The 22,566-nt window shown below is 54.2% G+C and carries 24 protein-coding genes; 1 reads left to right on the forward strand and 23 read right to left on the reverse strand.

From position 1 onward, the window contains the following. Positions 1 to 2: 2 nt before the first annotated feature. The 19 genes from KB235_RS10890 to smc form a co-directional block, all read right to left on the reverse strand. The gene (locus KB235_RS10890) at positions 3 to 884 is read right to left on the reverse strand and encodes a tyrosine recombinase XerC (RefSeq protein ID WP_211779640.1); all 882 of its coding nucleotides are present in this window, start codon (positions 882 to 884) and stop codon (positions 3 to 5) included. Between the two features lie 187 nt (positions 885 to 1,071). Continuing rightward, the gene (trmFO, locus tag KB235_RS10895; RefSeq protein ID WP_034815086.1) at positions 1,072 to 2,379 is read right to left on the reverse strand and encodes an FADH(2)-oxidizing methylenetetrahydrofolate--tRNA-(uracil(54)-C(5))-methyltransferase TrmFO; all 1,308 of its coding nucleotides are present in this window, start codon (positions 2,377 to 2,379) and stop codon (positions 1,072 to 1,074) included. Between the two features lie 2 nt (positions 2,380 to 2,381). After that, positions 2,382 to 4,478, reverse strand: coding sequence for a type I DNA topoisomerase (gene topA, locus KB235_RS10900; RefSeq protein WP_034815084.1), 2,097 nt, complete (start codon positions 4,476 to 4,478; stop codon positions 2,382 to 2,384). Positions 4,479 to 4,543: 65 nt separating this feature from the next. Then, positions 4,544 to 5,332 (reverse strand): DNA-processing protein DprA, encoded by a 789-nt coding sequence (locus tag KB235_RS10905; protein ID WP_211779641.1) that lies wholly within the window; start codon positions 5,330 to 5,332, stop codon positions 4,544 to 4,546. A 56-nt stretch (positions 5,333 to 5,388) separates the two neighbouring features. Next, entirely contained in the window at positions 5,389 to 6,306 is a 918-nt protein-coding gene (gene sucD, locus KB235_RS10910; protein WP_034808921.1) for a succinate--CoA ligase subunit alpha, read from the reverse strand. Between the two features lie 12 nt (positions 6,307 to 6,318). Continuing rightward, positions 6,319 to 7,479: an ADP-forming succinate--CoA ligase subunit beta gene (sucC, locus tag KB235_RS10915; protein ID WP_034808924.1), complete on the reverse strand. Its 1,161-nt coding sequence runs from the start codon at positions 7,477 to 7,479 to the stop codon at positions 6,319 to 6,321. Between the two features lie 111 nt (positions 7,480 to 7,590). Beyond that, complete coding sequence (locus KB235_RS10920) at positions 7,591 to 7,860, reverse strand: EscU/YscU/HrcU family type III secretion system export apparatus switch protein (RefSeq protein ID WP_034815080.1); 270 nt, start codon at positions 7,858 to 7,860, stop codon at positions 7,591 to 7,593. Then, the gene (locus KB235_RS10925) at positions 7,857 to 8,696 is read right to left on the reverse strand and encodes a hypothetical protein (RefSeq protein ID WP_211779642.1); all 840 of its coding nucleotides are present in this window, start codon (positions 8,694 to 8,696) and stop codon (positions 7,857 to 7,859) included. The genes KB235_RS10920 and KB235_RS10925 overlap by 4 nt, the downstream gene beginning before the upstream one ends. 11 nt (positions 8,697 to 8,707) lie before the next feature. Next, complete coding sequence (locus KB235_RS10930) at positions 8,708 to 9,460, reverse strand: ribonuclease HII (protein ID WP_034808930.1); 753 nt, start codon at positions 9,458 to 9,460, stop codon at positions 8,708 to 8,710. 41 nt (positions 9,461 to 9,501) lie between these two features. Beyond that, complete coding sequence (gene ylqF / locus KB235_RS10935) at positions 9,502 to 10,362, reverse strand: ribosome biogenesis GTPase YlqF (protein ID WP_034808931.1); 861 nt, start codon at positions 10,360 to 10,362, stop codon at positions 9,502 to 9,504. Positions 10,363 to 10,374: 12 nt separating this feature from the next. Continuing rightward, the gene (gene lepB, locus KB235_RS10940) at positions 10,375 to 10,920 is read right to left on the reverse strand and encodes a signal peptidase I (protein ID WP_211779643.1); all 546 of its coding nucleotides are present in this window, start codon (positions 10,918 to 10,920) and stop codon (positions 10,375 to 10,377) included. Between the two features lie 79 nt (positions 10,921 to 10,999). After that, the gene (gene rplS, locus KB235_RS10945) at positions 11,000 to 11,353 is read right to left on the reverse strand and encodes a 50S ribosomal protein L19 (RefSeq protein WP_024370083.1); all 354 of its coding nucleotides are present in this window, start codon (positions 11,351 to 11,353) and stop codon (positions 11,000 to 11,002) included. 114 nt (positions 11,354 to 11,467) lie between these two features. Continuing rightward, positions 11,468 to 12,184: a tRNA (guanosine(37)-N1)-methyltransferase TrmD gene (gene trmD / locus KB235_RS10950; protein ID WP_211779644.1), complete on the reverse strand. Its 717-nt coding sequence runs from the start codon at positions 12,182 to 12,184 to the stop codon at positions 11,468 to 11,470. After that, a complete protein-coding gene (gene rimM, locus KB235_RS10955) occupies positions 12,174 to 12,689 on the reverse strand; it encodes a ribosome maturation factor RimM (RefSeq protein ID WP_034808938.1) in 516 nt (171 codons plus the stop codon). Before rimM ends, trmD begins: the two co-directional genes overlap by 11 nt. Positions 12,690 to 12,741: 52 nt before the next feature. Next, on the reverse strand, positions 12,742 to 13,017 hold the full coding sequence (gene rpsP / locus KB235_RS10960) for a 30S ribosomal protein S16 (protein ID WP_034808940.1): 276 nt from the start codon (positions 13,015 to 13,017) through the stop codon (positions 12,742 to 12,744). An 82-nt stretch (positions 13,018 to 13,099) separates the two neighbouring features. After that, on the reverse strand, positions 13,100 to 14,440 hold the full coding sequence (gene ffh / locus KB235_RS10965) for a signal recognition particle protein (protein ID WP_211779645.1): 1,341 nt from the start codon (positions 14,438 to 14,440) through the stop codon (positions 13,100 to 13,102). Between the two features lie 11 nt (positions 14,441 to 14,451). Then, a complete protein-coding gene (locus KB235_RS10970; RefSeq protein ID WP_034808944.1) occupies positions 14,452 to 14,775 on the reverse strand; it encodes a putative DNA-binding protein in 324 nt (107 codons plus the stop codon). A gap of 96 nt (positions 14,776 to 14,871) precedes the next feature. Beyond that, entirely contained in the window at positions 14,872 to 15,873 is a 1,002-nt protein-coding gene (gene ftsY, locus KB235_RS10975; protein WP_211779646.1) for a signal recognition particle-docking protein FtsY, read from the reverse strand. Next, positions 15,870 to 19,427 (reverse strand): chromosome segregation protein SMC, encoded by a 3,558-nt coding sequence (gene smc, locus KB235_RS10980; RefSeq protein WP_211779647.1) that lies wholly within the window; start codon positions 19,425 to 19,427, stop codon positions 15,870 to 15,872. The genes ftsY and smc overlap by 4 nt, the downstream gene beginning before the upstream one ends. 115 nt (positions 19,428 to 19,542) lie before the next feature. Between smc and KB235_RS10985 the strand changes: the two genes are divergently transcribed. Beyond that, a complete protein-coding gene (locus KB235_RS10985; protein ID WP_034808954.1) occupies positions 19,543 to 19,737 on the forward strand; it encodes a DUF1128 family protein in 195 nt (64 codons plus the stop codon). Positions 19,738 to 19,768: 31 nt separating this feature from the next. Here the strand turns inward: KB235_RS10985 and rnc are convergent, their stop codons facing one another. Genes rnc through fabD form a run of 4 tightly spaced genes read right to left on the reverse strand, consistent with a single transcriptional unit; the run spans position 19,769 to position 22,555 of the window. Next, on the reverse strand, positions 19,769 to 20,548 hold the full coding sequence (gene rnc, locus KB235_RS10990) for a ribonuclease III (protein ID WP_051622719.1): 780 nt from the start codon (positions 20,546 to 20,548) through the stop codon (positions 19,769 to 19,771). A gap of 55 nt (positions 20,549 to 20,603) precedes the next feature. Continuing rightward, the gene (acpP, locus tag KB235_RS10995; RefSeq protein WP_034808956.1) at positions 20,604 to 20,843 is read right to left on the reverse strand and encodes an acyl carrier protein; all 240 of its coding nucleotides are present in this window, start codon (positions 20,841 to 20,843) and stop codon (positions 20,604 to 20,606) included. A 58-nt stretch (positions 20,844 to 20,901) separates the two neighbouring features. Beyond that, positions 20,902 to 21,642 carry a 3-oxoacyl-[acyl-carrier-protein] reductase gene (gene fabG / locus KB235_RS11000; protein ID WP_211779648.1) on the reverse strand — a complete coding sequence of 247 codons (741 nt, stop codon included), beginning with the start codon at positions 21,640 to 21,642 and terminating at the stop codon, positions 20,902 to 20,904. Further along, a complete protein-coding gene (gene fabD, locus KB235_RS11005) occupies positions 21,635 to 22,555 on the reverse strand; it encodes an ACP S-malonyltransferase (RefSeq protein ID WP_034815067.1) in 921 nt (306 codons plus the stop codon). Before fabD ends, fabG begins: the two co-directional genes overlap by 8 nt. Positions 22,556 to 22,566 lie beyond the last annotated feature (11 nt).

Here is a 22,566-nt window from a genome sequence, read left to right on the forward strand (position 1 = left end):
CCCTACTTTCTCGGATGTGTTGCTTGATAGACCGCCCTCAGCCGTTCGGTCGACACATGCGTATAGCGCCCCGTCGTCGACAGCGATTCGTGGCCGAGTAATTCTTGGACGGCACGAAGATCAGCCCCGCGTTCTAATAGATCGGTCGCAAAGCTGTGGCGGAGCGAGTGCGGTGTCAACGGTTTCTGGAGACCACCGCGTTTCCGTAGCCGCTTCATAACATACCGGATTTGGTCTGTTGTCACTCGATTCCCGTTTTGACCGAGAAATAAAGCCGTTTCCTCGGCACTAGTATGCGCCTGTCTGACGAGCAGATAGCGGTCGAGCGCTTCCATCGCATATTTGCCGAGCGGGATGTAGCGTTCCTTCTTCCCTTTCCCGACGACATGGACGAAGGCGAGCGCCTTGTCATACGACGCGAGGTCCATTCCGCACAGTTCCGCCACGCGCATCCCGGTGCCATACAGCATCTCGACGATGGCGACGTCACGTGCGCGCATAAACGGGTCCTCCTCGGCTGCCGCGGCATGAAGCAGCTGTTCTACCTCACTCGGAACGGCAAACGTCGGCAACGACTTGCGTCGCTTCGGTGACGTCAGGCCATGAAACAGCGGTTCCCCCCCGTTTTCACGGGCGATGAACTTCCCGAACTGCTTCAGGCAAGATACTTTTTGCGAGACGGTCGTCGTCTTGGCGTCCGCCTCGTAAAGAGCATATAAATAACGCCGCGCCGACTCCACATCATACGGATCGAGATGCGTCGTTTGGCAATATGCGGCGTACTGGTCAAGCGTCTGCCCATAAGAGCGTTTTGTATGAGGCGACAGTCGTCGTTCGACTTGGCAATAGCGTAAAAATGATTGTTGATCCACGCCGAATCCCATTCGCTCGCCCCCTTGTTTTTGGCATAAAAACGCCTGTTCCCGTCAAATCGAAATTAGCATAGCATACAGAAAGTAAGGTGACAATAGATAGCCCTTCAATAATCTGAAAATTTTCAAAGTGTTGTACAAATTACACAATTGAAATTTAAATTCAGAAAAAAGGAAGCCAAATAATGGCTCCCTTCCCTTAAATCTCTTTATACTGTTGGATCGTCTCAAGGGCACGATTGGCGTATTTCTCGTAGCGTTCTTGTTTCTTCATTTTCTTCGGCGCGTCTTCAAGCGACGGCACAAGTCCAAAGTTTGCGTTCATCGGTTGGAAGTGCTTTCCGTCCGTCGTCGTGATGTAGTGCGCCATCGAACCGAGCATCGTCTCACGTGGGAGCACGACCAACTCTTCCCCTTGAATCAGTTTCGCCGCATTGATTCCGGCAAGGAGTCCTGAAGCGGCAGACTCGACGTAACCTTCGACGCCCGTCATTTGTCCGGCGAAGAAGAGTGTGTCACGCGTACGCGCCTGATATGTCGGCTTGAGCAAGTTCGGCGAGTTGATGAACGTGTTACGGTGCATCACACCGTAACGGACGATCTCAGCGTTCTCAAGTCCCGGGATGAGTTGGATGATGCGCTTTTGCTCGCCCCATTTCAAATGGGTCTGGAACCCGACCAAGTTGAAAAGCGTCCCGGCCGAGTTGTCTTGACGAAGTTGTACGACCGCATGCGGACGCTTATTCGTCTTCGGATCTTCAAGGCCGACCGGTTTCATCGGTCCGAACAGAAGCGTCTTTTTCCCGCGCTGGGCGAGCACCTCGAACGGCATGCACCCTTCGAAATAAATCTCTTTCTCGAACTCTTTAAGCGGGACGACTTCGGCTTTGACGAGTTCGTCATAGAAGACGTCGAACTCTTCTTCTGTCATCGGACAGTTCAGGTACGCCGCCTCGCCTTTATCGTAACGCGATTTCAAATATACTTTGTCGCGGTCGATCGTCTCCCCGTCAAGAATCGGCGCGGCCGCATCGTAGAAGTACAAGTAGTCTTCGCCTGTGAATGCTTTGAGCGAAGCCGACAAGTCAGGTGACGTGAGCGGCCCCGTCGCCACGATGACGATGCCGTCTGGAATCGCTTGAATCTCTTCGTTGTGAACGGTCACGTTCGGATGGTTCTTTAGCGTGTCAGTGACGAAGCCGGCAAAGTCATGCCGATCGACGGCGAGCGCGCCACCGGCAGGGACGCTCGCCGTATCCGCCGCTTTCAAGATAAGCGAATCGAGCGTGCGCATTTCTTCTTTCAGGACGCCGACTGCATTTTGCAGGCCGTTCGCCCGAAGCGAGTTCGAGCAGACGAGCTCTGCGAATTGGTCGGTATGGTGGGCCGGTGTTTGACGAACCGGTCTCATTTCATATAAGTCGACTTGAATCCCGCGCTTCGCGAGTTGCCAAGCCGCCTCGGAACCGGCAAGCCCGGCCCCGATGACAGTTACACGTTGTGACAATCTTAATCCTCCTCTTGCTGATGTACCTCGGTATGGGTACAGTTCGTACATTGATATTTGACGCCGTCTTTAATTTTCTTCTCGACCATCATGTGGTCACATTCCGGGCAAGGTTTCGCGACCGGTTTGTCCCAAGAGACGAACTCACAATCCGGATAGTTCGAGCAGCCGTAGAATAGACGGCCTTTCTTGCTGCGCCGTTCGACGACTTGGCCGTCTTTACAGCTCGGACAAGGGACACCGATTTCGACTTGGACCGGCTTCGTGTTCGTACAGTTCGGGAAACCAGAACAAGCCATGAATTTGCCGTAGCGCCCCATCTTGATGACCATCGGCGAACCGCAAATCTCGCAGTCGATGCCGGCCGGCTCATCTTTCACTTCAATCTTCTCGATTTCTGACTCGGCCCGTTTCAACCGTTTCTCGAAACTGCGATAAATCGGAGCGACGACATCGGTCCATGCCACTTCCTCGTTCTCGATGGAGTCGAGCAGTGTTTCCATGTCGGCCGTGAACTGGACGGTAATGAAGTCGTTGAAGTATTCGTCAATCATTTCGATGACGAGCTCACCGAGTTCGGTCGGGACGAACTTCTTCTCTTCTAACACGACATAGCCACGTTTTTGAATCGTGTCGAGCGTCGGCGCATACGTCGATGGACGACCGATCCCGAGCTCTTCCATCGCACGAACGAGTCGGGCCTCTGTATAACGCGGCGGTGGCTGCGTGAAGTGCTGCTTCGGCTCAATCGTCTCGAACGCGACCGTGTCGTCCACTTCAAGCGGCGGCAACAAGCCTTCCTTCTCAGGGTTCGCTTCTTCGATATCATCGTCTTTTGACTCGATATACACTTTCATGAAACCAGGGAACTTGACGGTCGAGCCGTTGGCGCGGAACGTCATCCCGTTCGACTCGACATCGATTTTCACCGTATCAAGGACAGCCGGTGCCATTTGGCTGGCGATGAGCCGTTCCCAAATGAGTTTGTACAACCGGAGTTGGTCACGTGACAAGTACGGTTTCATCATGGCCGGGTCACGCAGAGCCGACGTCGGACGAATCGCTTCGTGTGCGTCCTGGGCGTTCGTCGCTTTCTTCTCCTTTTGTTTTTGAAGCGCGACATATTCTTCGCCGAACGTCGATTCGATATATTCTTTCGCTTCGGCTTTCGCCAAATCGGAAATTCGCGTCGAATCGGTACGCATGTACGTGATCAAACCGACCGTGCCTTCTTTTTTGCCAAGGTCGATCCCTTCATACAACTGCTGGGCGAGCATCATCGTCTTTTTCGCACGGAAGTTCAGCTTACGGGCCGCATCTTGCTGAAGCGAGCTCGTCGTGAACGGGAGGGACGGGTTTCGTTTGCGTTCCTTTTTCGTGACGTCGACGACGTTGAACGAGTCCCCAATCGTGTTGAGCACTTCGTTCGCGTCAGCCTCTGTCTTCAGTTCGACTTTCTTGCCGTCTTTTCCGAAGAAAGAAGTCTCGAACGTCTCCCCGTCATGGTTGAGGTTCAGTTTGATCGTCCAGTACTCTTCTGGGTCGAAAGCGTTGATTTCCCGCTCGCGATCGATAATCATCTTCACGGCGACCGACTGGACACGTCCAGCCGACAATCCTTTTTTCACTTTCTTCCATAATAACGGACTCATCCCGTATCCGACGAGGCGGTCCAAGATCCGTCGCGCCTGTTGGGCATCGACGAGGTCGTGATTGATTTTACGCGGGTGTTTGAACGATTCTTTAATCGCATCTTTCGTGATCTCGTTGAAGACGACACGACATTCCGTCGTCTCATCGACACCGAGGGCACGGGCTAAATGCCATGCGATCGCTTCCCCTTCGCGATCCGGGTCAGCCGCGAGAAAGATTTTCGTCGCTTTTTTAGCGGCCGTCTTCAATTCTTTCAAGACCGGCCCTTTACCACGAATCGTAATATACTTCGGTTCAAAGTCGTGTTCGACGTCGACACCGAGCTGACTCTTCGGTAAATCAATGACGTGACCCATCGAGGCTTTGACCGTATAATTCGATCCTAAATACCGTTTAATTGTTTTTGCTTTCGCAGGTGATTCGACGATCACCAAATATTTTGCCATACATCTGCTCCCCTTTTAGAGGTCATTTAAATCCCTACCATAATATTCATGTTCTCGATGATTTGTCAACGTACAATCATGAGATCGTTTAGAAATTGATCGGGATTCGTCAATGGAATCGCACCTTCTTCAATCAATCGATTCGGTCCGGCGGCGAGTCGATCGAGCGGGCTGCCCGGGACGGCAAACACCGTCTTTCCTTGCTCGAGCGCATGGCTGACTGTATTCATCGTCCCACTTTTTTCCCTACCTTGGACGACGACGAGCCGATCGCCAAGCCCACTGACGAGACGATTCCGTTCCAAAAATTGAAATTTTTTAACTGGCGTGTCCGGCACGTATTCGCTCAACAATAATCCGGTTCGTTCAATCTTGTCAAACAACGGACCATGCACGGTCGGATAAAGGTGAGAAAATCCCGATCCGAGAACGGCGACGGTCGGTCGATTGCGGACGAGCGAGGCTTCATGTACGAGCCCATCGATGCCTTTCGCCCCGCCCGAAATCGATACAGTTTCTTCTATTAAAGGATGCAAAAACTCGACGAGCGGACGACTGATGCGATTCAATTCACGGCTACCGACCAATGCGGTCGTTCTTTCATGTAGTACCTCTAAATCCCCTCGATAAAACAAACAATACGGGGGATTCGGGATGACGAGCAAACGTGTCGGGAACAACGGGTCTTCCCACGTCATGAAGTTGGTGTACGTCTCGGTATTTCGCTTCGCCCGTTCCACTTTCCTCAAGACGGCAGAAGAAGCGTAATACGTATCGAGCGTACCGGATAAATAATGATGAACGAACTCGACAGGCAACCGTTCGGCTGCAAAACGTGCTATTGTTTGATTCATCACAATCTCCTTTATAAGAAAGAGGGATGAAAATTCATCCCTCAGACCGATTTGGCTTACGTCGTCGGTTGACCCGTGACACAAGCGTCGTATATCCCTTTTTCTTTCAAAACGCGAATGAGCGTCTCGCCGATGACAGCCGGCGTCTCGGCCACTTCAATCCCGTTGGCGTTGAGTGTCTTAATCTTCTCGGCTGCCGTTCCTTTACCGCCAGAGATGATGGCGCCAGCGTGACCCATCCGTTTGCCTTCTGGGGCCGTCTGGCCGCCGATGAAGCCGATGACCGGCTTCGTCATGTTCGCCTTCACCCATTCGGCCGCTTCTTCTTCCGCAGTCCCGCCGATCTCACCGATCATGATGACCGCTTTCGTGTCTTCGTCTTCGTTGAACGCTTTGAGCGTGTCGATGAAGTTCGTGCCGTTGACCGGGTCGCCCCCGATGCCGACTGCCGTCGATTGTCCGATACCGGCTGTCGTCAATTGATGCACCGCCTCATACGTGAGTGTTCCTGAACGCGACACGATCCCGACGTGACCTTTCGTATGGATATACCCTGGCATGATTCCAAGCTTCGCTTCCCCTGGCGTGATAATCCCTGGACAGTTCGGTCCGATTAAACGAGCCGGTTTGTCCTCGAGATAACGTTTCACTTGGATCATGTCGATGACTGGAATCCCTTCCGTGATGCAGATGATGAGTTCGATTCCGCTATCGGCCGCTTCCATGATTGAGTCAGCAGCGAACGCAGGTGGCACGTAGATGATTGACGCGTTCGCGCCCGTCGCTTCGACTGCCTCAGACACCGTGTTGAAGACCGGCACACCATCAAGGACCGTCGTACCGCCCTTACCAGGCGTGACGCCTCCGACTAGCTTCGTGTTATAAGCCAACATCTGTTCGCCGTGGAACAGACCTTGTTTCCCTGTGATCCCTTGAATGATCACTTTTGTATCTTGATTCGCCCAAATACTCATGTCGTTTCCCCCTTATCGAACGAGTGCCGCGATTTTTTCTGCACCGTCAGCCATCGAGCTCGCCGACGTGATCGCAAGACCAGATTCATCGAGAATGCGTCGTCCCGCATCCACGTTTGTTCCCTCTAAACGAACGACGAGTGGTAAATCGAGTCCGATTTCTTTCGTCGCCGCGACGATTCCTTCAGCGATGATGTCACACTTCATGATGCCACCGAAGATGTTGACGAAGATCCCTTTGACTTGGTCGTCTGACAAAATCAACTTGAACGCTTCCGTTACTTTCTCTTTCGTCGCACCGCCGCCTACATCGAGGAAGTTGGCGGGCTCGGCGCCGTAATGCTTGATGATATCCATCGTCGCCATCGCGAGACCAGCCCCGTTGACGAGACATCCGATATTCCCATCGAGCGCGATATAGCTGAGGTCGTGTTTCGACGCTTCGACTTCACGTGGATCTTCTTCCGTCGTGTCGCGCAAATCGAGAATGTCTGAATGACGGTAGAGCGCGTTGCTATCGAAGTTGAGTTTCGCATCGAGCGCGATGACGTTGCCGTCTTTCGTCGTCACGAGCGGGTTGATTTCCGCAATCGTGCAATCTGTCTCGACGTATACTTTGTACAACTTCATGACCATGTCACTGAACTTGTTGACGAGCTTCGTTGGTACTTCCATCTTGAAAGCGAGACGACGGGCTTGGAACGGACGGAGTCCGACGACCGGGTCGACGATTTCTTTATGAATCTTCTCTGGTGTATGTTCAGCGACTTCTTCGATGTCCATACCACCTTCAGATGAACCCATGATGACGATTCGGCCGATCGAACGGTCAAGCACAAGTCCTAAGTAAAATTCTTGATCGATTGCCGATCCTTCTTCGATGTAAAGACGTTGAACGACTTTTCCTTCCGGTCCAGTCTGATGCGTGACGAGCGTTTTGCCGAGAATCTCAGACGCATACTGTTTGACTTCCTCATCCGTCTTCGCAAGTTTGACACCGCCGGCTTTCCCGCGGCCACCTGCATGGATTTGTGCTTTGACAACTTTCAATTCACCGTCTAGCTTGGCGGCGGCTGAAACTGCCTCCTCTACCGTAAACGCCGGATAACCGGTCGGTACGGCGACTCCAAATGCGCGGAGCAGTTCTTTTGCCTGATACTCATGGATATTCATTTGATTTCCCCCTTAGTCCCCTTTAATATCGGCACGTCTATTGTAACGAAAAACTGAAAGCGCTGTCTATCGTTCTTGCTTTAACTTTTCATCTTTTTTTCACAAATAGCGCTAGACATCTATGATTTTATCCTGTTCCATTTGATAAAGAAACACAAACAGCTCGGCGATGACCTGATACAGGTCGTCCGGGATGTGCTCTTCGATTTGTAGCGCGTCGAGAAGCGACAACAGCGCCGGGTCCTCGTGAATCGGGATCCCGTTCGCTTGGGCGAGGGCGAGCATTCGCTCGGCGACGAGTCCGCCCCCTTTGGCGACGACGCGAGGCGACTCCATCGTTTGCTCATACGACAAGGCGATGGCTTGCTTACGTTCGCTCATATTCGAAGATCCACCTTTCCGAGCGGGGCGAACGGCTCTGGCACCGCTTCTATTTTTTGTTCGAACGCGAATCGGGACAGTTCATACCCCGCGTTATGTAACGCCAAAGAGAGTGTTGGCTCATAGGCGCGGACGAACGGACCTAAGTCGTGGCCTTCGTTATACACTTTAATCGTGATTTGCCGCTTATGGACGAGCAAATCGATCCCCGTCTCGCCGAACCGGGGCGTCTCGAGGAAGAGGACGATGCGAGCATGATCGGCGTCGAGCATCTCACGTTTCGGACCCTCGAGACGGAACTTGACGTTCTCGAACGGTCCTAAATGCGGTATGTGAAATCCATGAGCGGCGAACGGAGAGGTCTGCAACGCGTTGAACGTCTCTTGGGCGCGCACGAACGGCTCGAACTTCGCATCTTTCGTTCTGAACAGTTCGCCAATCAACTGCTTCACCTCGCTGCCGGCGCCGCTGTCGAGCAACTTTTGACCTTGCACCTTGATCTGTTCTGGCGTCTCGAGCGGTTGACGGGCGAACTTGGCGAGCTCTGAAGTGAGTAAGGCGAGCGGCGAGCGTGCTACTTGCGCTTCGGTCGTCTGCGGGACGACTTTCAACACGAGTTTCGGCTCGAGCTCTGTGACGACCATCTTATACGTGACGTTCTCTTTCACGTCGGCGTTCACCCCGACGCGAAACAGGCCTTGCGGCAGTTGCATGACGGCCTCACCGCCGGGCAATAACTGGAGCACCCTGCCGACGACCGTATTGCCGACGAGCAGTTGGCGTGACGTCTGTTCCGTCACTTTGAACGGCATGACGCCTTGGTGATCGATGCGCATCGTTTCCCCTCCTACATCTGTTTGATTGGCGCGAACGACTTCCGGTGAATCGGCGTGACGCCACGTTCGGCAAGACCAGACAGATGGTCTTTCGTCCCGTAGCCGGCGTTGCGCTCAAAGCCGTAGCCCGGATAGAGGACGGCGTAATCTTCCATCATCTTGTCCCGGACGACTTTGGCGACGACACTCGCCGCCGCAATCGAGACGCTCCGCGTGTCACCCTTGATGAGCGACGTCTGCGGCAGCTCGAGTTCGAGGCGCATCGCATCGATCAAGAGCGCATCGACGTCATCGAGTCGCTCGACCGCTTCCTGCATCGCTAGCTTCGTCGCCTCATAGATGTTCACCTCGTCGATGACGTCGGCGGCCACGATGCCGACCCCGACCGTCGCCTCGGCCATGATCTGCTCGAAGGCGCGCTCACGGGCTCGTTTCGACATCTTCTTCGAGTCGTTCAATCCAGGATGATAAAACGAATCGGGCAATACGACCGCTGCCGCGACGACCGGACCTGCGAGCGGGCCACGGCCCACTTCGTCGACACCGGCGATGCGTTCGAATCCCGAGGCGATCAGTTCCCGCTCGAACGCCATCCGGCTCGTGTAATCGTCCCGCTCGGCCTGTTCGTGTAAGAACTGCCTATCTTTTTTGGCGATGAGCGCTAGGACGCCTTTACGCGTCTCAGTGTCGAACGACGCGCGCACCGCTTCCCACTCCTCATATCGAACGGTCTCGAGCCGTCGTTTAATTTCTTCAATCGTCATCGTATCCCTCCTATCCAAAAAAGCCCTGTTTGCACAGGGCTTCACGCCAGCTCATGGTCGGCCGGTGTCTCGAGTGAGATTCGGCCAATCTTTTCGTGACGCAACTCGTTTAACAACAACTCGCTCGCTTTCTCGAAATCGACGTAGCCGCCGCTAATGAGACCGCGTTTCTTGCCGATCAACTCAAGCAGTTCGACCGCATCCTCCGGCAACTCCTCGAGCTTGAAGCGGTCCTTCAACTGTTCCGGATACCGCGTCCGTAGCTCGCGCGCCGTGTAGAGGGCGATATCGTCCAAGTTCAAGATTTCGTCCTTGATTGCCCCTGTCGCCGCCAAACGATAGCCGACGAGCTGGTCCTCGAACTTCGGCCACAAAATCCCCGGTGTATCGAGCAGCTCCATCTCGCCGCCTTTCATCTTGATCCATTGCTGGCGCTTCGTCACACCCGGGCGGTCACCCGTGATGGCGATGTTGCGCCCGGCGAGGCGGTTGATGAGCGTCGACTTCCCGACGTTCGGGATCCCGATGATGAGGGCACGGATTGGACCAGGGTTACGGCCTTTCTCACGCATCCGGTCGTGCTTGTCTTTCATGAGCTTCTCGGCGCCCGTCATGAGCTGCTTCAAGCCTTTGCTGTGCTTCGAGTCGACGGCGACGACTTCGACGTCGTCCCGCTTGAACGCTTTGAGCCAAGCGTCTGTGACGGCAGGGTCGGCCATGTCGGCTTTATTGAGGACGATGAGACGCGGCTTGCCCGCCGTGATCTCATCGACGATCGGATTTCGGCTCGACTGCGGGACGCGTGCATCGACGAGCTCGATGACGACGTCAATCAGTTTAATCTTTTCTGTTACTTGTCTTCTTGCTTTGGCCATGTGGCCAGGAAACCATTGAATTGCCAAAAAAACACCACCTTATTCTTCTACCGTCCCGAAGTCGTCTAGCGGCCAGAACACGAAGTTCGTTTTGCCGACGACGTCCTCTTTCGAGACGAGACCGATCTCTCGGCTATCTTTCGAGTTTTGTCGATTGTCACCCATGACGAAGTATTGACCGTCCGGGACGACCGACTCGCCCGTCACTTGTTCGAGCGTAAAGTTCTCGGTGAGCGGGAACCCGTTCATTTGGGCGCGGAAGTCATCCAAATACGGCTCTTCCATCGCCTCTCCGTTCAAATAGAGCGTATCGTCACGATATTCGAGCGTGTCGCCTGGGATGGCGATGACGCGTTTGATGTAATCTTTCGATTCGGTCGCATGGAAGACGATAATGTCCCCACGATCGAACTCTCCGACATAGTTCGAGATTTTACTGACGATCATGCGATCGGCATTTTGGAGCGTCGGCATCATCGATTCTCCTTCGACGATGACAGGTACAAAGATGAACGTCCGGATCACGAACGCGATGACGAGCGCTACAACGATCGCCTTAATCCAACTGAACACTTCTTTCAACATGCCTCACTCCTCTATCCGTTTGAACTTATTGTACTAGAAAAAAAGAAGCTTGTCGCAAGCGACAAGCTTAATCCCCATCTTAACGACGGATTTCTTTAATACGTGCTGCTTTACCGCGAAGGTTGCGGAGGTAGTAAAGTTTCGCACGGCGGACTTTACCGTAACGAACGACTTCGATTTGCGCGACACGTGGTGAGTGAAGCGGGAATGCACGCTCAACACCTACGCCGTAAGAAATCTTACGGACTGTGAATGTTTCGCTGATGCCGCCACCTTTACGTTTGATGACTACGCCTTCGAACATCTGGATACGCTCACGCGTTCCCTCTACGACTTTAACGTGGACACGTACTGTGTCACCAGGACGGAAAGCAGGTACGTCCGATTTGAATTGTTCTTCTGTGATTTCACGGAACAGTTTTTGTGTGTTCATGAATGTATTCTCCTTTTTCTTCAATGTTCATGTCTTCATATGCCCAGGCATCCAACAGCGGAACATCGGTAATCGGCGGGTTTAACCCACATGCTCAAACATAGCATAAATTGTTCAATCGCGCAACGACTCGAGGAAGATTTTATCGCGTTCTGTCAGCTCGGCCGCTTCGAGTAAGTCCGGTCGCCGCTCATACGTCTTTAAAAGCGACTGCTCACGTCGCCACGCCTCGATTCTCGCATGGTTGCCGGACAAGAGGACGTCCGGCACCTTCAAGCCTCGGAAGTCGGCAGGACGGGTATAGTGCGGGTATTCGAGGAGGCCGGTCGAGAACGAATCGTCCTCGTGGCTCGCCTGCGCCCCTAAGACGTCCGGCAACAGCCGGACGGTCGCGTCGATCATGACCATGGCGGCGAGCTCGCCCCCGGTCAAGACGAAATCTCCGATCGACACTTCATCGGTCGCGAGCTCGTCATGGATCCGTTGGTCGAACCCTTCATAATGGCCGCACAGGAAGACGAGGTGGTCTTCCCCGGCCCATTCCTCGGCGATTTGTTGGGTGAACGGCCGGCCCGTCGGCGTCGTGACGATGACGCGCGGACGATTTGCGTCGAGCGAGGCGAACGCATCGAAAATCGGTTGCGGCGTCAGCAACATGCCGGCACCGCCCCCGTACGGATAGTCATCGACTTTATGATGTTTGTTCGTCGAGAAGTCTCGAAAGTTCGTGATGCCGATGTCGACTTGCCCGAGCCCTTTCGCTCGCCCGACGATGGAATGGTCGAGCGGGGCGAACATCTCGGGGAAGAGCGTCAACACGTCAATCTTCATCTTCAATCATTCCCGGAATCGGGGTGATGACGACCCGCTTCGCTTCGACGTCAATCTCGCTGACGACCGACTCGATGTACGGAATCAACGCATCAGACTTTCCAGGCCGTTTGATGACCCAGACGTCGTTCGCGCCCGTCTCGAAGATATCATCGACGACGCCGATGACCTCACCGTCGACGACGACGTCGCAACCGATAATCTCATGGTAATAAAACTCGTGTTCCGGGAGCTCGTGCACGTGCTCGGCATGGACGTACAGCTTCATCCCTTTATACTTCTCGACGTGGTTGATGTTCTCGAACCCTTTGAACGTGACGAGATGGAACTGCTTATGGGGACGATACGTCGTGATGGTCATCTCTTGCTTCTTCCCATCGACGTCGAGGAAGAGCGTGTTTCCTTTTTTGAACCGTTCTTCCGGGAAGTCCGTCGCAGCCAAAATCTTCACTTCGCCTTTCAACCCATGGGTGTTGGCGATCTTTCCTACGTACAACCAATCCATTGTATCCCTCCTCATAAAAATAGGCCGACCTCATAAAAGGTCGGCCGCAGGCTTACTTCGCGTTTTTCGCGTTGTGGAATTTCTCCATGATCCCTGCTTTAGAGAACAAGTTACGAACTGTGTCAGATGGCTTCGCGCCGTCTGCCAACCATTTGAGCGCGAGTTCTTCGTCGATGCGAACTTCTGCCTCTGGTTTTGCAACCGGGTTGTAGTATCCTACTTGCTCGATGAAACGACCGTCACGTGGTGAACGTGAATCAGCGACAACGATCCGGTAGAAAGGTGATTTTTTTGCGCCCATGCGCTTAAGACGAATTTTAACTGCCATGGTAATATACCTCCATCATGTGTTTAAGAATTGACAACTTTAATAGTATACTGCTTTTTCGTCCGACTGACAAAAGGTTTCTTTAGAAGAACGGAAGACCGAGGCCTTTTTTCTTCCCTTTCATTTGTCCCGACATTTGCTTCATCAGCTTCTTCATGTCGTCGAACTGTTTGATGAGGCGGTTCACTTCCTGGATGGAGCGACCGCTTCCTTTTGCGATCCGTTTCCGACGACTCGCATTGAGCACTTCAGGATGAGCGCGCTCGTGCTTTGTCATCGAGCGGATAATCGCTTCGACGTGATCGAGTTGTTTCTCGTCGATTTGGACGTTCTTCAACCCTTTCATCTTACCTGCACCAGGTAACATCGAAAGTAACTCATCAATCGGGCCCATGTTTTTCACTTGACCCAATTGCTCGATAAAATCATCGAACGTGAATGATGCATCGCGCATTTTGCTCTCGAGCTCTTTGGCGGCATCTTGGTCCATCTGCGACTCGGCTTTTTCAATGAGCGTGAGCACGTCACCCATCCCAAGAATCCGTGACGCCATGCGTTCCGGATGGAATGGTTCGAGGGCATCCAACTTTTCACCGAGACCGACGAACTTAATCGGCGCTCCCGTGACTGCCTTGATTGAAAGGGCTGCCCCACCACGCGTATCACCGTCGAGCTTCGTGAGCACGACGCCGGTAATTCCGAGCAAATCATTGAAGCTGTCGGCCACATTGACCGCATCTTGTCCCGTCATCGCATCGACGACGAGGAAGATTTCATTTGGTTTGGCGATCGTTTTCACGTTTTCGAGCTCACCCATGAGCGTCTCGTCAATGTGAAGGCGACCGGCCGTATCTATCAACACGAAGTCGTGATGATTCGTTTTCGCGTACTCGAGCGCTTGCGTGACAATCTCTTCCGGTGTCACTTGATCCCCAAGCGAGAAGACCGGTAAATCGAGTTGCTTGCCGAGCATCTCAAGTTGCTTGATGGCCGCGGGACGATAAATATCGGCCGCGACGAGGAGCGGACTCCGGTTGTGCTTTTTGCGAATCAAGTTCGCGAGCTTGCCGGTCGTCGTCGTTTTCCCCGCGCCTTGTAGTCCGACCATCATGACGACCGTCGGCGGTTTTTGGCTAAAGGTGATTGGGACGACGTCGCTACCCATCAGAGTCGTTAACTCATCGTGAACGATTTTGACGACTTGTTGTCCTGGTGTCAACGATTTCATGACGTCTTGGCCGATGGCCCGTTCTTTCACGTCGTTGACGAACTGTTTGACGACTTTGAAGTTGACATCGGCTTCTAGGAGCGCGAGGCGAACTTCACGCATCATCTCTTTGACGTCTGCCTCCGAGATTTTCCCTTTGCCGCGCATCTTCGCAAGTGACGCCTGCAATCGTTCTGATAATCCTTCAAATGCCATGCTCCAGCCCCCTACTCTAAATTCTCAAGCGCTGAAATCGTCGCTGTCACGTCGGGGGTTGTCCCGACTTGACGTTTGAGCGTCTGAAGCAACTGTTGGCGCTGTTCGTGTTTCTCGAACAGACCGAGCTTTGCTTCGTACTGCTCGAGCATCGTTTCCGTGCGCTTTATGTTATCGTAGACCGCTTGACGGCTGACTTCGAACTCTTCTGCAATTTCTCCGAGCGAAAAGTCATCTAGGTAATAAAGAGACATATAGTTGCGCTGTTTCGGTGTGAGAAGCGCCTGATAAAAATCGAATAAATAGTTCATCCGATTCGTCTTTTCTAGCGACATCCGTTCCACCTCCACATGTTAAGTGAAATCCCTTTACAACTAACAATAGTACAGCCGTCCTAACTTCTTGTCAAGTTTTTTTCTTAACAGTGAAAGTCAGGCGAGGTCATCGTTTGTCTGTTCATTTTCCTCGAACACGTCACCGAACAGACCGAGGACGAACTGCTCTGGGTCGAACGGTTGCAAATCATCGATTTTCTCACCGAGCCCGACGTATTTGACCGGGATATCGAGCTCGTTTCGAATCGCGAGCACGATTCCACCTTTGGCCGTCCCGTCGAGTTTCGTCAACACGATGCCGCTCACGTTCGTCGCTTCTCGGAACGACTTCGCTTGCAACATCGCGTTTTGGCCCGTCGTCGCATCGAGTGCAAGGAGCACCTCGTGTGGTCCGTTCGGCACTTCCCGTTCGATGACACGCTTCACTTTTTCAAGTTCTTTCATCAAGTTGACCTTGTTTTGGAGACGTCCGGCCGTGTCACAAATGAGGACATCGACCCCGCGCGACTTCGCCGCTTGGACGGCATCGAACACGACCGCGGCCGGGTCAGACCCTTCCGCTTGTCGAATGACCGGCACGCCGGCCCGTTCGCCCCAAACTTGGAGCTGGTCGATGGCCCCGGCGCGGAACGTATCGCCTGCCGCAAGCATGACCGAGCGGCCCTCTGATTTCAATTGGTGGGCGAGTTTGCCAATCGTCGTCGTCTTGCCGACCCCGTTCACACCGACGAACAGGATGACCGTGAGACCGTCCTGCATGTTGAGTTCACGCTCCGACTCGTCCTCTTGAAGACGTTTCGCCACGACCTCGACGAGCGCATCGCGGACGGCGGCCGGGTCTTTTAAGTTGCGGCGTTTCACTTCTTCTTTCAAGTCTTCAACGAGATCCATCGTCGTCGTCACGCCGACGTCCGCCTGGATGAGCAAGTCTTCGAGCTCATCGAAGAAGTCCTCATCGACTTCACGAAAGCGATAGACGAGGTCGTTGACGGCGCTCGCGAATCCGTCACGCGTCTTCGTCAAACCGTCTGTAAACTTTTGCGACACCTCTTGGGTCGAGGTCGTCAATTTATCTTTTAACTTCTTAAAAAAACTCAAGTCAATTCCTCCATCTCTTGTTCCGTCTCGACGACGCGCTTCGCCTCGGCCAGTTCGACCGAGAGCACTTCGGAGACCCCGTTTTGTTGCATCGTCACGCCGTAAAGCGTGTCGGCCGCCTCCATCGTCCCTTTGCGGTGGGTGATGATGACGAATTGTGTATCGATTGAGAGCGTGCGGACGTATTCACCGAAACGATGGACGTTCGCTTCGTCGAGTGCCGCCTCGACTTCATCAAGGACGCAAAACGGCACCGGACGCGTCTTCAAGATGGCGAATAACAACGCGATCGCGGTCAAGGCACGTTCACCGCCAGAAAGCAGGCTGAGCGTCTGCAACTTCTTGCCCGGCGGTTTGGCGACGATATCGATCCCGGTATTGAGCAAGTCATGTTCATCCACTAGTTTCAAATCGGCCTCGCCGCCGCCAAACAGTTCGATGAACGTCTGTTTGAAGTGGGCGCGGACGGACGTGTATGTCTCCTTGAAGAGACGGGTCACTTCCTGGTCCATCTCGGAGATGATCGCATACAAGTCCTCTTTCGCGCTGACGAGGTCGTCGCGCTGTTCCGATAAGAACGTGAAGCGCTCGTTGACGACGTCGAACTCTTCGATCGCATTGATGTTGACCGGACCGATCTCCTCGATTTGACGGACGAGCAACTTGAACTCCTCACGCGCCTCTTCTAAGGCGATTTCGAGTGCCGGGAGGAGCTCGTAGACGAGTCCACGCTCCTCGAGGGCATCGAGTTTCCACTGTCGTTTCAACTCGAGTTCGTTATGTGTCGACTCGATTTTCCGGACGTCACTTTCCATGCGCCGGAGCACGTCCGTCGCCTGTTGCTCACGTTGACGAATAATCCGGTGCGATTCTTCGAGTGCTTTAAGTGAAGCCGTCTCGGTCTCGATGTGACGTTTGAGCGCCTCCATCTCGCCCTGCGCCGCCTCGTGGGTGAGACGGAGTTCAGCAGACGAGACGATTTTTCCGGTCGCGAGACGGTCGAGCTCGGCCTCGATTTGACCGATCCGTTCGGTGAGCTTCACACGTTCTTGATTGAACCGCTCGACTTCCGCCTCGACCCGTTCGAATTCGAGCGCATGACGCTGGCGGTCGAGCTCGAGTTGACGCATCTGTTCGCGCAAGTCCCCCGTCGTCTCGACACTTTTCGCTTGTTCGACACGGAGTGACTCGAGCTGTTTGCGGAGGACCGTCTCTTTCGCTGCTGTCGCCGCGATCTCCTCGGTCAGACGAGCGAGCTCGGACGTCGACGCATCAATCGTTCGTGCGTATCGATTCATCTCATGGTCGAACAGTTCGAGTTGTGCTTTCGCGTCTTGGCTGACGCGTTCGAGGTCACGATAACTCGCCTCGCGTTCGCGAAGGGTGATCTCTTGCTCACGTTTTTCTGTCCGTACCGTCTCGAGTTCTGCCTCGAGACGTTTAATCTCGTCCGTATACTCCGTCACCCGTAACTGCTGCTCATGGAGCATGGCGAGTCCTTGCGTCAATCCTTGCTTCAAGTCATCGAGCTCGCGTGACTGCGTGAACAACGCCACACCTTGTTTCCGGCTCCCCCCCGTCATCGAACCACCGACGTTGACGATGTCCCCGTCGAGGGTGACGATGCGGTAGCGATACCCCGTCGTCTGGGCAATCCGGTTCGCCACTTCGAGCGACTTCGCGACGACGACCGCGCCGAGAAGCGACCGCTTCAATCGATCATACGACTCGTCTGTCGTGACGAGGTCGGCGGCGACCCCAACGAACCCGTCCATCGCTTCGAGGCGATGCACGACCTCACTCGGAACGTACCGCTCCTTCACCGTCGTCATCGGGACGAACGTCGCCCGACCGGCGTTCGCCCGGCGCAACTTGTCAATCTCGCGCCGGCCGACTGCCTCGTCGGCGACGACGATGTGTTGTTGCGTCTGTCCGAGCGCCGTCTCGATGGCGGCTTCGTAAGACGGCTGGACTTGAATCAGTTCGGCCACGGCACCGAGGACGCCCGGGCCCCGGTCTTTCAGCACGAACTTGACGGCATGGAAGTAGCCTTCATACGATTGCTTCATCCGCTCGAGCATATCGATTCGGTCTTCGGTCTTCTGGCGACGGCGGTCGAGGTCATGGTACGACTGTTCGGCACGCGTCAACTTGTCTCGGAGCGCACGCTCACGAGTCGTCAACTCGTCTTCGCGTTCGAGCAACTGTTGCCATGCCGCCCGCGCAACCTCGAGCGTCGAGCGCTCCGCGTCGAGCGCGGTCGTCTGTTCGCTTCGCACGTCAAGCCGGTCCTTGTTCTCACGCAGGAGGCGTTCGGTCGCTTCTCTCGCTTGCTCGATATCTCGTTCTTCGCGCTTCTGCTGATTCGTCAACGTGGCTCGTGTCGTCGCAAGTTCGAACGCTTCGCCCTGAAGCTGCTCAATTTCCGACTCGAAATCGCGTGACGCCGCCACGAGTTTTTGATCGAGCGCGTCACGCGAAGTGTCGGCCACCTCGAGCGTCGACCGTTTCTTCGCCATATCGTCCCGTGCGATGGACAAGCGGGCCTCGAGCTGTTCCAGCTCAGCAGCCAACTCTTCACGTTGACGTTCAAGGCGTTCTTTCGTCTCGGCACCATGCTCTTCACGAGCCTTTGCCAAGTTGATCTCGCCAACCAAACGTTCGAGCTCGGTCGCCTGTGACCGCTCGGTTTGATGCGACGACTCGAGATGATCCCGTTTGTCCGAAAGATTCGTCTCGAGTTCGGCTCGCTCCGCTTGTAGCGTAGCCAGCGACTCGTTCAAACGCTGTTGTTCTTTCGTCGCCGCATCGAGCTCCGTCTGACAGGTCGTCAACTTTTGACCGAGCTCGGTGATTTCGGCTCCGAGGATGCCGGTCTCGAGTTCGTCATGCCGTATTTTTGCGACTTGATATTCCCGTGCGAGTGCCGCTTGTTCACGTAGCGGTTCGACACGATCGGCGAGCTCATATAAGATGTCGTCGACACGAGACAAGTTGAGCTCCGTGTCTTGCAATTTGCGCTCGGCTTGCTTCTTCCGTTGACGATACTTCAGTACACCAGCCGCCTCTTCGATGACGGCACGACGGTCTTCCGGTTTACCAGAGATGACCTGTTCGACCCGGCCTTGTCCGATGATGGCGAACGCGTCACGGGAAAGACCTGTATCCATGAACAAATCAAGGACGTCTTTTAGACGACATGGCTTTTTATTCATGAAGTAATCGCTATCCCCGCTCCTTGAAACGCGTCGCGTCACACTCACTTCTTCATAAGGGAGTCGCAGATGAGCGTCAGAATTATCGAGCACGAGGGTCACTTCGGCGACGTTCCGATGATTCTCTCCCTCACTCCCGGCAAAGATGACATCTTCCATCTTCGCGCCGCGTAGCGATTTGGCCGATTGCTCCCCGAGCACCCAGCGTACCGCGTCCGATATATTTGATTTCCCGCTCCCGTTCGGCCCAACGACCGCCGTGACACCAGGACGGAAATCTAGTTCAATCCGCTTGGCAAATGATTTAAAGCCCGCGAGTTCAATTCGTTTTAAGTGCATCGTGACCATCCTATCCTCAGTAAGCATTCATTCGTTTATTTTACCACAGTTGACAGTTCGTCAAAATGCTAGAATCATGCTATTCTAAAAAGAACTGTAGAAAGGGGTACGACACATGACGAACGAACAAATGATCGAGGCGATTCTCGACAAGATGAACATCATCAACCGCGGCGCAATCAAAGCCGAAGAATATAACCGGGCCGACAGCTCGGCCGTGAAAGAGATTTATGACTACGTGATGAACCGCTCATCGCTCTCCATCTCTGAAGTCGACGGCATCGTCGAGGAGCTCGGACAATTGAACTGAAAAAGAGTGAGCCGCGGCGGCTCACTCTTTTTCATAGGTCGGCGTAGCGCCGATTGAATTCAATTAACGCCTCTTTCGCGGCAATCTGTTCTGCTTCCTTTTTCGAGCGACCGACCCCTTCTCCGACGATATCGTCAGACAAACGGGCGTGCGCGACGAACTCCCGGCTATGGGCCGGACCGCGCTCTTCGATAATCGTATAGGAGACCGGACCGAGACCTTCCCGCTGGACGCTCTCTTGCAGCTGGCTCTTATAATCCGTCTGTTCTTCAAACACACCGGCCAAGACTTTCGGAAAAACCGCTTCGGCGAGGAACTGTTCGACTGGTTCGATCCCTTGGTCGAGATAGAGTGCGCCGATGTAAGATTCGAACACATCAGCGAGCAACGCCGGACGTTTACGTCCACCCGTCAACTCTTCTCCTTTCCCAAGCAGGATGAACTCAGAGAAAGCGTAAGCTTCGGCAAAGTTGACGAGCGATGGCTCACACACGATGGCAGCCCGTAACTTCGTTAATTCCCCCTCGGAGCGCTCCGGGTACGTCTCATACAAAAATCGTGAGACGGTCAGTTCGAGGACTGCGTCTCCTAAAAACTCCAATCGTTCATTGTCTTTCTTCAGTCCACGTTGTTCATTCACATATGAGGAATGCGTGAACGCCTGCATCAATAGCTCTTTATTCGCGAACTGAACCGAGAGCTTTCGTTCGAGCGCATTGAACTGCTCGAGGATGCGCGCGCGTTCGATTTCGTTTCGTCGGCGCCGCTGTGCCGACCCTTGACGGTCAAACCGTCGTTTGTCTTTTGTCATAGTTCCCTCCAAATAGAAGCATGCCCACCGCTCGGAATGAGCGGTGGAAGCTGGATTACACTTTTGTTTCGATATACGCGACGACGTCGCCGACCGTTGCGAGTTTCTCTGCATCTTCGTCCTCGATCGTGATGTCGAACTTGTCTTCGAGGTCCATGACCATTTCCATCACTTCGAGCGAGTCCGCGCCGAGGTCGTCCTTAAACGATTTGTCAGCCGTTACTTCTGCCACGTCTACGCCGAGCTTCTCGGCCACTGCTGCTTGTACGTCTACTAAGATTTGTTCTTTTGTCATGATAAAATCCCTCCAGATTAAAGTATATAAAATGTGTTGTGATTGGTAAAGTTCTGTTTTACGCCATTGTCATGCCGCCGTCGACGGCAATCGTTTGACCGGTGACGTAGGCGGCTTTGTCTGATGCGAGGAACGAGACGAGGTTCGCCACTTCTTCGACTTGACCGAAGCGATTGAACGGGATTTGCCCGAGCGTCGCGTCGCGTTGCGCTTCCGTGAGCGCATCGGTCATATCGGTCTCGATGAATCCAGGACAAACGGCGTTGACCGTCACGTGGCGACCGGCAAGTTCACGGGCGACCGACTTCGTCAATCCGATAAGTCCAGCCTTCGCCGCCGCATAGTTCGCCTGGCCGGCATTTCCGGTAATGCCAACGACCGAGGCGATGTTGATGATGCGCCCAGCAGATGACTTGAGAAGTGGGCGCGTCACGGCTTGTGACGTCAAGAACGCCCCTTTCAAGTTCGTCGAGAGCACATCATCAAAATCGGCCTCTTTCATGCGCATGAGCAATCCGTCACGCGTGATGCCGGCGTTGTTGACGAGACAGTCGAGACGACCGAACGTCTCAATCGTCGTCTTGAAGAGCGCCTTCACATCATCGGCGTTCGAGACGTCGGCCTGAACGGCGATCGCCTCGCCACCATTTTCTTCAATCGCGGCTACGACCGCGTTTGCTTTCTCGACACTACCCGAGTAATTCACGACGACCCGAAAGCCGTCCTCCCCTAAACGCTTCGCGATGGCGGCCCCAATTCCTCGGGACGCACCGGTCACGATGGCTACATGGTCATGCACGTACTTCTCCTCCTAACGATGCCACTTCCTCTAACGTCGTCACTTGCTTGAGCGTCACGTTCTTGTCGATTCGCTTAATCAAGCCTGAAAGCGGCGAGCTCGGCCCGAATTCGATGAACGTATCGACGCCTGAGTCAATCGCTTTACGGACACAATCCTCAAAACGGACCGATGCGTACAGTTGCTCGGCAAGTAACGCCTTTAGCTGATCCGGGTCCGTATGGACGTCAGCATCGACGTTCGAGACGATGCCGATTGACGCCGGCTTGAACGGCGACGACGCTAAGACGTCTTTGAAGCGTGACGCAGCAGGCATCATGTAGGCGCTATGGAACGCCCCTGAGACGTCGAGCGGCAAGACACGTTTCGCGCCCGCTGCCTTCAGTTCCGTCTCTGCTTGCTTAATCGCGTCGACGTGCCCTGAGATGACGAATTGACCCGGACAGTTATAGTTGGCGATTTGTACAAGGTTGCCGCTAGCACTGATTTTTTCGGTGACGTGGAACGCTTCGGCGACATCGGTCATCCCGATCACCGCTGCCATCGTCCCGTCTTTCACCTCGGACATGAGTTTCCCGCGTTCACGTACGAGAACGCTCGCCTCTTCCAAATCGATGACGCCCGCGATGACGAGGGCCGCATATTCGCCGACGCTGTGACCGATGACGACATCCGGCGCCGCCCCGGTCTCCCCATACGCGAGTGCGAGCGATGCCGCATGCGCCACGATGGCCGGTTGGGCCACCTCGGTCTGTTGAAGCTCTTCTTTCGACCCGGCTGCCATCACATCGAGTAAGTCAAACCCGAGGCGACGACCAATCGTTTGTAACGTTTCAGGACGGTCTAAGAACGTTTGGCCCATGCCGACGGCTTGTGAGCCTTGTCCCGGAAATATCCATGCTGTCTTCCCCATGTACTCACCTT

Origin of the sequence: Exiguobacterium alkaliphilum, assembly GCF_018138125.1 — a bacterium.
Taxonomy (GTDB): domain Bacteria; phylum Bacillota; class Bacilli; order Exiguobacteriales; family Exiguobacteriaceae; genus Exiguobacterium; species Exiguobacterium alkaliphilum.

Excerpts from the sequence above, each read along its gene's own strand:
- KB235_RS10890 (WP_211779640.1), bottom strand. The coding sequence starts at position 884 with ATGGGATTCGGCGTGGATCAACAATCATTTTTACGCTATTGCCAAGTC.
- topA (WP_034815084.1), bottom strand. The coding sequence starts at position 4,478 with ATGGCAAAATATTTGGTGATCGTCGAATCACCTGCGAAAGCAAAAACA.
- KB235_RS10905 (WP_211779641.1), bottom strand. The coding sequence starts at position 5,332 with ATGAATCAAACAATAGCACGTTTTGCAGCCGAACGGTTGCCTGTCGAG.
- sucD (WP_034808921.1), bottom strand. The coding sequence starts at position 6,306 with ATGAGTATTTGGGCGAATCAAGATACAAAAGTGATCATTCAAGGGATC.
- sucC (WP_034808924.1), bottom strand. The coding sequence starts at position 7,479 with ATGAATATCCATGAGTATCAGGCAAAAGAACTGCTCCGCGCATTTGGA.
- KB235_RS10920 (WP_034815080.1), bottom strand. The coding sequence starts at position 7,860 with ATGAGCGAACGTAAGCAAGCCATCGCCTTGTCGTATGAGCAAACGATG.
- KB235_RS10925 (WP_211779642.1), bottom strand. The coding sequence starts at position 8,696 with ATGCGCATCGATCACCAAGGCGTCATGCCGTTCAAAGTGACGGAACAG.
- KB235_RS10930 (WP_034808930.1), bottom strand. The coding sequence starts at position 9,460 with ATGACGATTGAAGAAATTAAACGACGGCTCGAGACCGTTCGATATGAG.
- lepB (WP_211779643.1), bottom strand. The coding sequence starts at position 10,920 with ATGTTGAAAGAAGTGTTCAGTTGGATTAAGGCGATCGTTGTAGCGCTC.
- rplS (WP_024370083.1), bottom strand. The coding sequence starts at position 11,353 with ATGAACACACAAAAACTGTTCCGTGAAATCACAGAAGAACAATTCAAA.
- trmD (WP_211779644.1), bottom strand. The coding sequence starts at position 12,184 with ATGAAGATTGACGTGTTGACGCTCTTCCCCGAGATGTTCGCCCCGCTC.
- rimM (WP_034808938.1), bottom strand. The coding sequence starts at position 12,689 with ATGGATTGGTTGTACGTAGGAAAGATCGCCAACACCCATGGGTTGAAA.
- rpsP (WP_034808940.1), bottom strand. The coding sequence starts at position 13,017 with ATGGCAGTTAAAATTCGTCTTAAGCGCATGGGCGCAAAAAAATCACCT.
- ffh (WP_211779645.1), bottom strand. The coding sequence starts at position 14,440 with ATGGCATTTGAAGGATTATCAGAACGATTGCAGGCGTCACTTGCGAAG.
- KB235_RS10970 (WP_034808944.1), bottom strand. The coding sequence starts at position 14,775 with ATGTCGCTAGAAAAGACGAATCGGATGAACTATTTATTCGATTTTTAT.
- smc (WP_211779647.1), bottom strand. The coding sequence starts at position 19,427 with ATGCACTTAAAACGAATTGAACTCGCGGGCTTTAAATCATTTGCCAAG.
- KB235_RS10985 (WP_034808954.1), top strand. The coding sequence starts at position 19,543 with ATGACGAACGAACAAATGATCGAGGCGATTCTCGACAAGATGAACATC.
- rnc (WP_051622719.1), bottom strand. The coding sequence starts at position 20,548 with ATGACAAAAGACAAACGACGGTTTGACCGTCAAGGGTCGGCACAGCGG.
- acpP (WP_034808956.1), bottom strand. The coding sequence starts at position 20,843 with ATGACAAAAGAACAAATCTTAGTAGACGTACAAGCAGCAGTGGCCGAG.
- fabD (WP_034815067.1), bottom strand. The coding sequence starts at position 22,555 with ATGGGGAAGACAGCATGGATATTTCCGGGACAAGGCTCACAAGCCGTC.